The 13,755-nt window shown below is 30.6% G+C and carries 11 protein-coding genes; 6 read left to right on the forward strand and 5 right to left on the reverse strand.

What is annotated here, in order from left to right:
- Window positions 1-16 precede the first annotated feature (16 nt).
- Entirely contained in the window at window positions 17-3,733 is a 3,717-nt protein-coding gene (locus IM532_RS01920) for a metallophosphoesterase (RefSeq protein ID WP_194181756.1), read from the reverse strand.
- Between the two features lie 24 nt (window positions 3,734-3,757).
- On the opposite strand from IM532_RS01920, the gene IM532_RS01925 reads away from it, so the two are divergent.
- Both IM532_RS01925 and IM532_RS13800 read left to right on the forward strand, forming a co-directional pair.
- Entirely contained in the window at window positions 3,758-4,624 is an 867-nt protein-coding gene (locus tag IM532_RS01925; protein WP_317172969.1) for an HD domain-containing protein, read from the forward strand.
- A complete protein-coding gene (locus IM532_RS13800) occupies window positions 4,600-4,944 on the forward strand; it encodes a Pycsar system effector family protein (protein WP_317172970.1) in 345 nt (114 codons plus the stop codon). The genes IM532_RS01925 and IM532_RS13800 overlap by 25 nt, the downstream gene beginning before the upstream one ends.
- Before the next feature lie 44 nt (window positions 4,945-4,988).
- Here IM532_RS13800 and IM532_RS01930 read toward each other — a convergent pair whose 3' ends face one another.
- From IM532_RS01930 to IM532_RS01945, 4 genes are all read right to left on the reverse strand, one after another.
- Window positions 4,989-7,307: a hypothetical protein gene (locus tag IM532_RS01930; protein WP_194181757.1), complete on the reverse strand. Its 2,319-nt coding sequence runs from the start codon at window positions 7,305-7,307 to the stop codon at window positions 4,989-4,991.
- 66 nt (window positions 7,308-7,373) lie between these two features.
- Window positions 7,374-8,129: a peroxide stress protein YaaA gene (gene yaaA, locus IM532_RS01935; RefSeq protein ID WP_194181758.1), complete on the reverse strand. Its 756-nt coding sequence runs from the start codon at window positions 8,127-8,129 to the stop codon at window positions 7,374-7,376.
- Between the two features lie 16 nt (window positions 8,130-8,145).
- Window positions 8,146-8,766, reverse strand: coding sequence for an L-threonylcarbamoyladenylate synthase (locus IM532_RS01940; RefSeq protein WP_194181759.1), 621 nt, complete (start codon window positions 8,764-8,766; stop codon window positions 8,146-8,148).
- A gap of 136 nt (window positions 8,767-8,902) precedes the next feature.
- Window positions 8,903-9,994 (reverse strand): M42 family metallopeptidase, encoded by a 1,092-nt coding sequence (locus IM532_RS01945; protein ID WP_194181760.1) that lies wholly within the window; start codon window positions 9,992-9,994, stop codon window positions 8,903-8,905.
- Window positions 9,995-10,055: 61 nt separating this feature from the next.
- Between IM532_RS01945 and IM532_RS01950 the strand changes: the two genes are divergently transcribed.
- The 4 genes from IM532_RS01950 to IM532_RS01965 all read left to right on the forward strand — a co-directional run bounded on the left by IM532_RS01950 (window position 10,056) and on the right by IM532_RS01965 (window position 13,593).
- Complete coding sequence (locus IM532_RS01950) at window positions 10,056-10,697, forward strand: DUF4294 domain-containing protein (RefSeq protein ID WP_194181761.1); 642 nt, start codon at window positions 10,056-10,058, stop codon at window positions 10,695-10,697.
- A 72-nt stretch (window positions 10,698-10,769) separates the two neighbouring features.
- A complete protein-coding gene (gene pfkA / locus IM532_RS01955) occupies window positions 10,770-11,756 on the forward strand; it encodes a 6-phosphofructokinase (protein WP_194181762.1) in 987 nt (328 codons plus the stop codon).
- A gap of 43 nt (window positions 11,757-11,799) precedes the next feature.
- Window positions 11,800-12,804 (forward strand): type I glyceraldehyde-3-phosphate dehydrogenase, encoded by a 1,005-nt coding sequence (gap, locus tag IM532_RS01960; protein ID WP_194181763.1) that lies wholly within the window; start codon window positions 11,800-11,802, stop codon window positions 12,802-12,804.
- Between the two features lie 195 nt (window positions 12,805-12,999).
- Window positions 13,000-13,593 (forward strand): RNA polymerase sigma factor, encoded by a 594-nt coding sequence (locus tag IM532_RS01965; RefSeq protein ID WP_194181764.1) that lies wholly within the window; start codon window positions 13,000-13,002, stop codon window positions 13,591-13,593.
- Window positions 13,594-13,755: the final 162 nt, after the last annotated feature.

Consider the following 13,755-nt stretch of genomic DNA (forward strand, 5'->3'; position numbering starts at 1 on the left):
TTTTTATTAATATTACTTAAAATCCAAAATTCAATCCCACAACTATACGTCCAGGATCTGAACTCTTAAAGTATGAAACTGTTGCTGTAATTAATTGTGCTCCATTTAGCCAAATTCCTCCTCCATATGATGAATGCCATTTGTCTGATTCTTCACCTTTCAACCATGTTCTACCATAATCAAAACCTGTAAATACGCCTAAACGCATAGGAATTCCAGCTTTTATTCTTAATAAATCTAATCTTAAATCAGTAGTTTGTAAAAAGACTTTATCTCCAACAAATCTACCAGGACGAAGACCTCTTAAATCTTGATCTCCTCCTAGAATTGCACCTTGATAAAATTCATATCCATTCCCAAAAATACCTTTCCCTTTAACCATGGAAGCTGCTGTTAATTTTCCATTTGCTGAAATTTTATGTGTAAAGCCTAAGTTTAATTCAGTGTATACAAAGTTATTCTCAATTCGCTCATTATTCGTTACCCATTTTGCAATTCCTGAAAAAGTCATCCCTAATGTTGGCAAAGATTCATTATCATAATTGCGATAAAGGTATTTTGCTCCTGCTTCTGTAAAATTTTGCCCTCTGAAAACTTCGGAATTTACGTCTGATGATTGAGTTACAATACGATCTATATTCTCCTCTACACGGATATAATTATAATTTGCAAAGAAATCTAATCGACCATTATTTCTAAATATCTTGTAAACGGAAGGTCCTACAGAATAACTTTCTTGACGAACACGATTATAATCCATTCCTAATTCTTTTTGACGATTCTCAGTTTCGTTACCTAAACCAAAAAAATTTGTACTAAAAGTAGGTGATGTATATCGTCCATTAATATCTAAATTCCATTTACCAATCGCCTTAAGAAAAGACCCTTTGTATTTTGCTTCAAAACCTTTTGTCGCAAAATAATAATTTAAATTTACTGTATGACGTGATGAAAATGGCTTACGATCAAAACCATTAAAGGTATAAGTTGGTGACAATCCTACCATTATTCCATCATCAGGATTATATCCCGCATTAGGTAACATTGTAAATACATTGTATTTTGGCTGTGTATAATCATATGTATTTATTTCGTAATCGTTTACTAATTTAGTTTGTGTTAAAAAGGCTGAATTTTCTGTAGAATTACCATTTTTATAATCATAAACTTTTATCTTTTTAGAACGTCTTACTTCATAGATATCATCATCTATTCCTCCAATCATTCGAATTAAAATAGGTTGACTCGCTTTTCCTTCTACCACAAATTTATCCATATCATTTAACCCAAATAACCTAATTTCTTTCGTCTCTTTACGGTTAAACTCTTTATCAAAAATAAGCTCACGATCGTCACCTGAATATATTTTAACTTGCGTTTTACCTTTTGGCAAACGTGTTATGAAAAATTCATCTTTTTGATCTGTACCTTTTAAGATAACTACTTTTGAAAGTACTTTATGATATTCTTCTGCAAAATCTTTTAGCTGAGTTTTTCGGGCTAAAATGGTTTGTATAATTGTTTCATCGTAATTATCTTTAGATTCTTCAGGTAAAATTTTAAAAGACTCACGAATAATTTCTTCTGATAAATTATCTTGAATATATTTAGCTTGTTTTTCCCAACCTTCCAATTCAGAAGCTTCTAAAATTGCTAAATCTAATGGATAAGGCTCTCGGTTAAACCATTTTGCATTTTTCAATTTTGGACGATAATCTTGCATATGTCTTAGCGGTGGAATTCCCATAATCACTTTGAAAAATGCTCCATCATAATGAGGAAATACTTGATCTCGATCTCGTGGAATTGGTTTATAAATTGTTTTATCACCCTCTTTAAATTCTGCCCATCGCCATTGATCACTATGTCTATCCCAATCTCCAACTAACATATCGAATAAACGAACACGCATATAAATATCTTTATCTACAAATGTATTTTTATCCTTTTGGATGTTTGCTAACATCTCTTCCGTACTAACAATATCATTTGGAGATCCAAATCTTTCTACATCTTGATGTGCAGCTGTGGGACGTTCTTCAATAATATATAACTCATCACCAAAGTTTTCGTTATATTCTTTTAGAGCAGTTTGTTTAGGAATATATACCAATTTTGGTTGACTGTGGAAAATGCCTAATGCCTTCTGCATAGAAGGAATTACTAAAGGATAAAAGGGATGATTAGTTGTATAAAAATCCAATAAAAATTTTTCTGTCAGAGTATTTTCAAATTCTTCTACTACATAATCATTTTTAAAAGCTACAGATTGTATAAATCTTGTCGCACTTTTCTTTACAGCACGCATATTATATTCGCGCTCCTGATTATCTACCAAACGTAAAGAATTTGTTTGGTGTCCTCCTCCCATTCTTATAGGAGTTAACCCTCCATATAAATTATTTAAGTCTGCAGAGGATACTGATATATCTCTACCATACATTTTACGATAATGTCTTCCAAAGAAAAATTTATATACATCTGATTTTTTTGTAGCTTCCGGATCATAAACTGTGGTTTTTACAATACCTTCATTAGGATTTAAATAACCTGGGTCTTTATATTCTTTCTTTTCTGGAGTAACTTCTTTTGCCATCAATAATTCCGAAGAATTACCATTATATCCATAAAACCTAATTTCTGAAGCTCCATTACTAAACACGTCTAAAACTGCATAACCTTTACGGCCATACGAAAAATCATTCTTACCTGATTTTTTAGCCGCTTGAGTTTTAGAAGCAGATCCACTTATAATTTGTTTTAAATTATTTTGTTGTACGTATTGTAAATTATGATCGTGTCCCGAAACAACTACTACGTTATTACGATCTTGTAATAACGTTGAAATTCGCGAAGAAAAATTTCGGTAAGTTGTATTCTGTAAATCTTGAGGACTTAACCCCGATGTAGCTCGTACTAAATTTAAAAGTGTACCAATAACAGGTAAAGGAAAATGATTATCTAAAGGAAATAATTGTTGTTTTAAACTATATTTCCCTCCATGAGAACCATTAGTTGCTAAAGGATGGTGCACCACTAATAAGGTTGTGCGGTTCTGAAATTTATTTAGTTGAGACTCAAATTCATCGAAAAAAGCATCACGTGTTTTTATATCACATTTTTCATTCAAACCAGGATGTCTATCCCAATCCTCTAAGAACCATTGCGAATCTACAGCGATAATACCAATACTATCGTTCACTTTTATTTTGTCAATCCCACATCCATCTTTAGGCAAAAAAACCTTTTTTTGATCAATATGTTTTTTAATGTATTTTTCTTGAGCTTTTAAACCTTGAAGTCCACTATACCAATCATGATTTCCAGGCACAAAAAGTGTTTTCCCTTTAAAATTTTTAGATAAATCTATTTGTACGTCCAACTTCCTTTTTCCTTCTTCATTTTCAGGACTATCTTTCTCTGGATTTAGTCCTTTAGGATAAATATTATCTCCTAAAAAAATTAAATACGAAGCCGAATCTGCTTTTTGCAAATCAGATTTCAAAATCTCAAATTCAGTTTTATTACTTGGTAGATCCAAATTACCTGCATCTCCGATAAGATAAAATGACTGAATTTTTTTTCCCTGTACATGTTGAATAGGATTGTCTTTTAAGTTTTTACCGAATTGCGCACGATGAGTAGCACAAGATGTTATAAAAAAAGATGAACCAACTAAAAGGTACAAAGGATAATTTTTCTTAAAGTTGTAAAGGGTTGGTATAATTTTCATACATTTATTATTAAATATAGCCTCATGAATGATCAACTTTCTGGTGTCGAAAACTACGTTTTTAACTTATTCAAAGATAATCTTTCTTTCGACTTTACTTACCACAATTTTATGCATACCGTTATGGTTGTTGAATCGGTAAAAACACTAATGAATTACTATGATTTAGCAGAAAATGATCAACAAAATTTATTATTTGCTGCTTGGTTTCATGATACAGGTTATAGTATTTCAACAGAAAATCACGAGCAACATAGCGTAAAAATTGCGAAAGAATATTTGGAACAACATCAATTTTCTATCCAAAATATCAATGAAATTACTAATCTAATCTTATCCACAGATATTACACGTACTCCTGATACCATTACTGAGTCTATAATGCGTGATGCGGACTCTTTCCACTTAGGCCATTCTGATTATAATAAATTTGGAGATTTATTACGTACAGAGCTTAAGAAAGTTCATCATAAAGAATTTTCTGATTTTGACTGGTTAAAAGAAAATCGTTGTTTTTTTTTAAATGGTCATCGATACTTTACAGATGCTGCTAAGAAATTATGGCAAGAACAAAAGGATATCAACTTAATTGCAATTCAAAATAAAATTAATGAAATTGAAGTTGTTGGTGAAGGTTTAAATAAGTTTGAGCTTAAAAAGAAAAAAAATGATAAACTCCAACAACCAGAACGCGGTGTTGACACACTATATCGTGTAACGTTGAGTAATCATACAAGATTGAGTGATATAGCAGACAGTAAAGCAAATATTTTACTTTCAGTTAATGCAATTATTATCTCAATTGCGCTATCTACCTTAGTGCCAAAATTAGGTTCTCCTAAAAACGAATATTTAATTATTCCATCTTGTGTACTTCTTTTGCAAGTGTAATTTCCATAATTTTTGCAATCCTTTCTACGAAACCAAAAGTGACATACGAACAGTTTACTGAAGACGATTTACAAGCACGCAAAGTAAATCTTTTGTTTTTTGGTAATTTTTATCAAATGTCTCTCGATAGATACCAAGATGCAATGAATGAATTGATAAATGAAAGGGACTATGTCTACAATTCATTAACAAGAGATTTATATTATCTTGGAAAAGTCTTGGAAAAAAAATATAGAATGTTAAGCATTACTTATACTATTTTTATGATAGGAATTGTACTATCTGTGATGGCATTTGCGATAGCTTTATATTATAATTAAATGATAAATAAAGGGCTTTTAAATTTATTTAAAAGCCCTTTATTTTATTCTAACGTAGAACAATAAGTTACTCTCTCATCATAATTTATAGAAACTCTAAGGGCCAATAAACCTCCTAATCCTTGTAGTTCTTCAACTTCTAAAAATTCTATATCATTTTTTAAATATTGCTTATCAATTAAAAGCGCAAAGTAATTGGAATATTCTTCTTTTAAAATTTCTTCAGAATAAATTACACATAGCTTACCAGGTATATTAATACGTTCATTTGAATCTTTTACGAACGCTTTATTAATTCTTTTTTTGATAATTTCATATTTTGCATTGTTATATCCATCAATATCAAAACGTTTTTCATCCAATTTAAATTGTATATCCAAAGGATTGTTAGTTGCTAATATTAAAGATGCTACGTCTAGATGCACTGGCATTTCATTTTTTAGCGCTCTTGCATTTTGATCTAATGCAATCATAGCTTGAAGTTGCCAAAAACGAATAGCTCTAATCTTTGCATAGGAAAAATCTTTATTCGGGGAAATACTACGACCTACATACAGGTTATAATCAATTCCATCTGTTTTAAATCTTTCATAATAATGCGGAAAAATATTCTGTGCATCACGCTGAAATAAGTCTAATTTTGATGATAAAAGCTTATTTAGCATTAATATTGATTCATCAAATTTTTTCCGTTCAACATAAAATAAACCTGTGAAATTATCTAGTTTTTTTAAATATTCAGCTACTATTGAGTGGTCATCTTCTTGTATGTATTTTGGAATTTCTGGATGAATATACATCGCAATGTATTCAAAGATTTCTTGCTCAAAATATACTTTTTGCACGTTATCAATTCGATTGAGAAAAGACGCTAACTGCTCTATATAATCCAAAAACTTATCTTTTCCCGTACGGTTATAAAGCTCTTGGCAAACTTTTATAAGAAAATTTAATTGATTTTGATAATCCTCTTTTAAACATTGATTGCGCAATGCTGATGAATTCCTTACATCTACTTCCCCATAAAATGGATACACATCTTTAAATGAAATTTGTGTTTTCTTTTTTGTAGAATTAGGATTCAAAATAATTTCTCTCGCTTTATTTTTAAATTTCCAATCTACACTTGGGTGTAATGATGTATATTCGGTCTGTATAAATGAGTTAATCTGATGCTCTAAATCAACCGTATATCGGTAAATAGAATCCTCTATAAGAGGTAATAATTCTCGTAATTGATAGGCATTGATACGATTAAAAACTCCTGCTTGGCTAGATCCAATTTCTAAAATACCCAGACACTCTTTCCCCCTTTTCAAGGGATATAGTATAAAACTTTTAATTCCTTCTTTTAATAGAATTTTGACTAATTGATCTTCAGGATACTTTTCTTGAAATTTCTCTACATTTGATATCACATAATAATCTGAATTATTAATTTTATCCAACAGATTTGTACAAAAAATTTCATTAATTTTTAAAGCAGAATTGTTATTTAATATTAAACTTTCACTAGGTATTCTCAGCGGGAAATCTTCTATTTTTTCTTGATCAGAATTGTAACTCGAGAAACCAACTTTTAAATCATTTAGTCTAAAAATCGATTTTAAAGATGAAATAGTATCTTCATTAATTTGCTCCATTCCATCATTGTAAGATAGAAGCTTAGTTTTTAAGTTAGATAGCGCAATAAATGTGGTATTATCAAAAAATGAAGCCACCATAAATCCATTTCCAACCCAAGAATCTATTGGAAAATAAGTCATCCATAGTTCAGTATTTTCATAGTTATTTAGCAATTCTTCAATTTGATCTTGAGATAATTCAAAAGATGGATTACTTGGATAAAGGTCAAAATATTCAAAATTATAACTTACTGATAGAAAAGTATTATATCCCTTCCCATTATCAATTTCCAATAAATTATTTTGATTGAATTCTAGGTTTATATTGTAATACCTATTTAAAATTAAACAGCAACATATCTTGTAAATATCATCAAAATCTACTGAAATAAATTTTGCATGTACTACAGTATTTTCGTTATCTATTATTTCTTTTAAAGCATCTGTGGGATAAAAATATTTTTCGGATAATGGAAACCCAATAGCTTTTAGATTATTTTTCATCAAAGGCTTGGGAATAATCTTATCTATAAGTGGAGCAATATTATCAGCCAATTTTTCAAAAGCTTGAATACTATCAACGCCATCTATAAATTCTGGCATTTCGCTTCTTAAATACTCTAAAAAAACTTTGAATTCTCCTATATAATATTCAGATTGCTCTAATTCTTCAATCAATTTCTTGAAAGAATAGATAATCTTAAATGGTAATTGTGGTATTTTTTTGGGATCAACCATAGCTCAAAAATAACAAAAGACTACTTAAAAAAGTAGTCTTTTAATATATATATTTTAGTTTAATATCTAACGTGTAAAAACCAATAAGCCATCTTTAGAAAGATTTTCATCATAACGATAACCATCAATATTATAGGCTTTTACTTCATCCAATGTCTGTACATTATTTTCTGCACAATAACGGGCCATTGCTCCACGTGCATGTTTAAAATACATCATGATTTTCTTTAATTTTCCGTCTTTATAATCCTGAAATTCAACCTCAACCATTGGTACTTTTAATGCTTTTTTATCTAAAACTTTAGCATATTCATTACTCGCTAAATTCAAGATAAATTCGTCTTTCCCCAACTTAGAATTAAAGAATGGTGTTAAAATATTTTTCCAAAATCCGTATAAATTTTTAGAACCGTTTACATCAAGCTTTGATCCCATCTCTAAACGATACAACATAATTTTATCCGTTGGACGCAACATTCCATATAATCCTGAAAGTAAAAAAACATTATTATTAATGTAATTTTGAGCATCTTCTGATAACGTTTCTGCATCAAAAGCACGATAAACTTCGCCTTTAAAAGCTAATGCTGCTGAAATTGATTCGCCAGCAGAAGGTTTCGTATTCCAAGTTTGATTACGCTCAACATTCATTTCAGAAATTGTTGAAGAAATTTTCATCAATTGTTCTAAATCGCCCGCAGTCATTTCTTTCATTACATCCATAATTTCTTTCGAATGTTCCAAAAACTGTGGAGTTGTAGCTTTCCAATTCGCATTGGTCTCTAAACTCATCATTTTAGCAGGAGAAAGTAAAATTTTCATATATTTTTTTAATCTTTTATAAATAATCTTCTATGTTTCCTTTTCCCTCACGTAATACTTCTACTCCATCAGTCATATCAACTACTGTAGATGCTACATTATCTCCATAACCAGAATCCACGACAGCATCCACCAAATTATCCCATTTTTCATAAATTAATTCAGGATCCGTTGTATATTCAATCACTTCATCTTCATCATAGATTGATGTTGAAGCAATAGGATTTCCTAATTTTTCTACAATTAACTGAGGTATTAAATGGTCTGGGACACGAATACCAACAGTCTTTTTTCCTTTATATGATGATGGTAAATTTTTAGAAGCATTCATTACAAAAGTAAATGGACCTGGTAGAGCTCTTTTTAAAATTCTAAATGTACCATTATCAATAGGTAATGTAAAGTTTGATAAATGACTCAAATCATTACAAACGATAGAAAACTGAGCTTTATCTAGTTTAACACCTTTGATTCGTGCTAATTTTTCCATTGCTTTTTGATTAGTAATATCACATCCTAACCCATACACAGTATCGGAAGGATAAATCACTAAGCCTCCATCTTTTAAGATTTTCACCACTTGATCGATTGCTTTCTCTTGTGGATTTTCTGGGTGTATTCTTATATATTCTGCCATGGTTGAGTATTTATCCAAAGATACGAATTCTTGTAAAGATCTATTTATCGCTTAATTCTTGTTCTTGATAATATTATAAATTTTCGTTATAAAAAAAGCCATCATAATAGATGGCTTTTATATCTATACACAATATTTAATAATTGTGATATTTAAAACTCTGTCCGTTTTTTATTTCTTTTACAGATTGGTAAATTAATTCAATCACATTTTTTACGTCCGATTGGTGCACCATTTCTACAGTTGTATGCATATAGCGTAATGGTAATGAGATCAAAGCAGAAGGAACACCTCCATTACTATAAGCAAATGCATCAGTATCTGTACCAGTAACACGAGAACTTACTGCACGCTGAAATGGTATATTATTGGTCTCGGCTGCCTCTATAATTAATTCTCGTAAATTATTTTGAACTGCTGGCGCATAATAAATTACTGGACCATCTCCACATTTTTGCTCTCCTTCTTTCGATTTTGTAATCATAGGTGTTGTGGTATCATGAGTTACATCTGTAATAATTGCTACATTTGGCTTAATTGTTTGAGTAATCATTTCTGCTCCACGTAAACCTACTTCTTCTTGTACAGCATTAACAATGTATAATCCAAAGTTAATTTGATCTTTATTTTCAAATAATTTACGAGCTACCTCAGCAATCATAAAACCACCCATTCTATTATCAATTGCACGACATACAAAGTAGCGATCATTCAACGTAAAAAATTCGTCTGGATAAGTAATTACACATCCTACATGTATCCCTAATTCTAAAACTTCATCTTTAGATGTGCACCCACAATCAATCCATATTTTATCTTGAGTCGGAGCATCTTCTTTCCCTGCTTGACGTAAATGTATAGCTGGCCATCCAAAAACCCCTTTTACAATTCCTTTTTTGGTATGAATATTTACAACCTTAGAAGGGGCAATCATATGATCTGAACCACCGTTACGAATAACATATATTAAACCATCTTCAGAGATATAATTCACAAACCAAGAAATTTCATCTGCGTGTGCTTCTATCACAACTTTATATTCTGCATTGGGGTTTATAACTCCATAAGCTGTTCCATAATTATCCGTTCTTATTTCATCTACATAAGGTTTAATATAATCGATCCAAACCTTTTGCCCAGCAGACTCAAAACCCGTTGGTGATGCAGTATTTAAATATGTTGTTAAAAAATCTAATGATTGTTGATCAAATAAATTATTTGTTGCCATGATTGTTTTTATTTCAAAACAAATATACTACATTAGGAACAATTTTTGAAGCCGATTGATTATGAAGTTTTACATTAATATACTCTTTTTACTCCTATTTTTTAATATAACTCATGCACAAATTTTTGGATTGGATTTAGGTGTATCAAAAAAGAATGAAACTGAAAGCGATTCAATTATCCAACAGGATTTAACCCCTATAGATACCATTTATTTACAAGATTATAATCATTATACCATTCAACTCAAAACAGATTTAGATAAAAAATATTATTTCTGGTTGCGCAGGCGTGTTCGCGACGTATGGCCTTACGTAAGAACTGCGGTAAGAGAGTATAATTCTGTTAGAGACACCGTTAGTACAATGGCCAAAAAAAGAGACCAACGTAAATTTATCAAACAAAGACAACGTGATCTTGGTGATAAATTTGAAAAGGATTTAAAAAACATGACAGTTTCTAGAGGACAAATTATGACCAAATTGATTCATAAAGAAACCAATAAAACTACTTTCGAAATTATTAAAGAGCTACGTGGAGGAATTTCAGCATTTTTATACAATACTGCGGGAGGTATATACGATATACGTTTAAAACAAACATTCGACCCCAATCGTACCAGAGAAGATTTATATATATTAGTAATCCTTCAACGCGATATTGCTGCTGGAGTTTTACAGCCTATTTATGATGATACAGAATAATATCTTCTCATTCAATAAAGCCTGATTGAATATAAACTTTATTACTATATTTGAAATAACAAAGGGAAAAAAGTGACAAATAATTCAATTAAAAAAATTGGTGTATTAACTTCTGGAGGAGATGCACCTGGTATGAATGCTGCATTAAGAGCTGTAGTTAGAGCGTGTAAATATTATAATATAAGTTCAATCGGGATACGTCAAGGATACGAAGGATTGATTCAAAATGATATGATTGATCTAGGTCCACGTTCTGTTAAAAATATTATTAATCAAGGAGGTACAATCCTTAAAACAGCACGTTCTGAAGAATTTAGAACGAAAGAAGGTCGACAAAAAGCATACGATAATTTACTTCAAAACGAAATTGATGCTTTAGTAATTATCGGAGGCGATGGTTCTTTTACTGGTGCAAATATTTTTCATCAAGAATTTAATGTACCATTTATTGGCGTTCCAGGAACGATTGATAATGATATTTTTGGAACAGATTTTACAATCGGATATGATACCGCATTAAATACTGTAACAGAAGCTATTGACAAACTTCGAGATACTGCAACATCACATGATCGTGTATTTTTTGTAGAAGTTATGGGTCGTGATGCTGGTTTTATTGCGTTAAATAGTGGTATTGCTTCTGGTGCACAAGATATCTTGATTCCTGAACAAAAAGATAGTGTGGAAGAATTATGCGAATCTTTAGAACGTTCGGAAGAAACAGGAAAAAAATCGAGTATTGTAGTAATTGCTGAAGGTGAACAATTAGGAGGTGTTTATGAAATTGCTAAAGAAGTAAAGAAAAGACATCCTGAATATGATATCCGTGTAACAGTTTTAGGTCATATCCAAAGAGGAGGTTCACCATCATGTCACGATCGCGTACTTGCGTCACGCTTAGGGATAGCTGCTGTAGAAGGTTTATTAGAAAATAAAACAAATTTAATGGCTGGTATCAGATCTAACAAAATTGTTTTTACACCAATTGAAGAGGCAATTAAAAAACACAATGAAATTGATGCTGAACTTATCAAAGTTGCAAATATACTTGCAATTTAACTGATAATTTGTAATTTTAAAAAAGGGAAAAATATATAAAATTATGTCAAAAATTAAAGTTGGAATCAACGGATTCGGACGTATCGGAAGGTTAGTTTTCCGTGTATTATCTGAAAGAGAAAATGTAGAAGTTGTAGGAATCAATGATTTAGTAGATGCTGATTACTTAGCATATATGTTAAAATATGATTCTGTACATGGTGCTTTTAATGGAGAGGTTGCTGTTGAAGGAAATACATTAATTGTGAATGGACAACGCATTCGTATTACCGCAGAAAAAGACCCTTCAAATTTAAAATGGGATGAAGTTGGTGCAGATTATATCGTAGAAGCTACAGGTATTTTTATGACAAAAGATACTGCAGGTAAACACATTGAAGCAGGAGCTAAAAAAGTTATTTTAACAGGACCATCAAAAGATGATACGCCAATGTTTGTGATGGGTGTAAACGAAAATAAATTAACAGCTGAAGACACGATTATTTCTAATGCTTCTTGCACAACAAACTGTTTAGCTCCATTAGCAAAAGTTATTCATGAAAATTTTGGGATTTTAGAAGGTTTAATGACTACCGTACATGCGACTACTGCAACACAAAAAACAGTGGATGGACCATCAAGCAAAGATTGGAGAGGTGGACGTAGTGCAATGAACAACATTATACCATCTTCTACAGGAGCTGCAAAAGCTGTTGGAAAAGTAATTCCAGAATTAAATGGTAAATTAACAGGGATGTCATTCCGTGTTCCTACTGTAGATGTTTCTGTAGTTGATTTAACAGTTCGTTTAGAAAAAGAAACGAATTATGATGAAATCAAAAAAGTTATGAAAGATGCATCTGAAGGAGCTTTAAAAGGAATTGTAGGATACACAGAAGATCAAGTTGTATCTATGGATTTCCGCGGAGATATACGTACATCTATTTTTGACGCTGGAGCAGGAATCATGCTTTCTCCAACATTTGTTAAATTAGTTGCTTGGTATGATAACGAAATGGGATACTCTAATAAGGTTGTTGATTTATTAGAACATGCTGCAAAAATTTAGGTATTAGATAAATAATTATAGATTTTATTAAAAGCTCGTCAATAGACGAGCTTTTTTAGTATTTTTTTATGTTAAAATTATAGTTTCATTAATATTATATTTTATATTTGAATCTGAAACGCATAAACAATCGCCTATAGGTTAGAAATTCTACTTTATTTAAAAAATTAACACAACTACTTAATTTACATCATTATGAATTACGGGGATGATTCTCTACTAATTTCTTCGTACCGCAACGGTAATGAAGAAGCCTTACAAAAGTTGATAGAGAAGTATAAAGGTAGAATATATAGTTTCATTTATTCAAAAGTCTTGAACAGAGATGTTACCGAAGATATTTTTCAAGATACATTTGTAAAAGTTATCTTAACACTAAAAGGTGGTAAATACAATGACGAAGGTAAATTTTTACCTTGGGTAATGCGTATAGCCCATAACCTAACAATAGATTACTTCCGCTTAAATAAACGTTTTAATATTGTGAATGAATCTTCAAATTATCACGATGAATATAATATTTTTGATTATATCGGTGTTATGGATGAATGTTCAGAAACTAAATTAATTCGTAACCAAATTGATATTGACCTGAAGAATTTAGTTCAACAGCTTCCAGATGACCAACGAGAAGTTTTAGAATTAAGAATTTTCAAAGATTTAAGCTTTAAAGAAATTGCTGAAGAAACGGATGTAAGTATAAATACTGCCTTGGGTAGAATGCGTTATGCACTAATTAATCTAAGAAAGGTAATTGATAATAATAACATTATTTTAACAGTTGACTGATAATAAATCAATTTATTAAGCGTTTTAAGTAAAATGATTGAAATCAAATGAAAGATATAAGACGAATTTTAGAACCGAAACAGTCTACTGTAAATAAAATACTTTTATACTCAAAGAGTATAAGGATTCTAAATTCAGATGTTCTAAAAGATAAAATATTAG

It is taken from the genome of Faecalibacter rhinopitheci (genome assembly GCF_015234135.1).
In the GTDB taxonomy this organism is placed as follows: Bacteria; Bacteroidota; Bacteroidia; order Flavobacteriales; family Weeksellaceae; genus Empedobacter; species Empedobacter rhinopitheci.

What these genes read in the sequence shown, in the direction of transcription:
- IM532_RS01920 (WP_194181756.1), bottom strand. Translation starts at nt 3,733, where the DNA reads ATGAAAATTATACCAACCCTTTACAACTTTAAGAAAAATTATCCTTTG.
- IM532_RS01925 (WP_317172969.1), top strand. Translation starts at nt 3,758, where the DNA reads ATGAATGATCAACTTTCTGGTGTCGAAAACTACGTTTTTAACTTATTC.
- IM532_RS01930 (WP_194181757.1), bottom strand. Translation starts at nt 7,307, where the DNA reads ATGGTTGATCCCAAAAAAATACCACAATTACCATTTAAGATTATCTAT.
- yaaA (WP_194181758.1), bottom strand. Translation starts at nt 8,129, where the DNA reads ATGAAAATTTTACTTTCTCCTGCTAAAATGATGAGTTTAGAGACCAAT.
- IM532_RS01940 (WP_194181759.1), bottom strand. Translation starts at nt 8,766, where the DNA reads ATGGCAGAATATATAAGAATACACCCAGAAAATCCACAAGAGAAAGCA.
- IM532_RS01945 (WP_194181760.1), bottom strand. Translation starts at nt 9,994, where the DNA reads ATGGCAACAAATAATTTATTTGATCAACAATCATTAGATTTTTTAACA.
- IM532_RS01950 (WP_194181761.1), top strand. Translation starts at nt 10,056, where the DNA reads ATGAAGTTTTACATTAATATACTCTTTTTACTCCTATTTTTTAATATA.
- gap (WP_194181763.1), top strand. Translation starts at nt 11,800, where the DNA reads ATGTCAAAAATTAAAGTTGGAATCAACGGATTCGGACGTATCGGAAGG.
- IM532_RS01965 (WP_194181764.1), top strand. Translation starts at nt 13,000, where the DNA reads ATGAATTACGGGGATGATTCTCTACTAATTTCTTCGTACCGCAACGGT.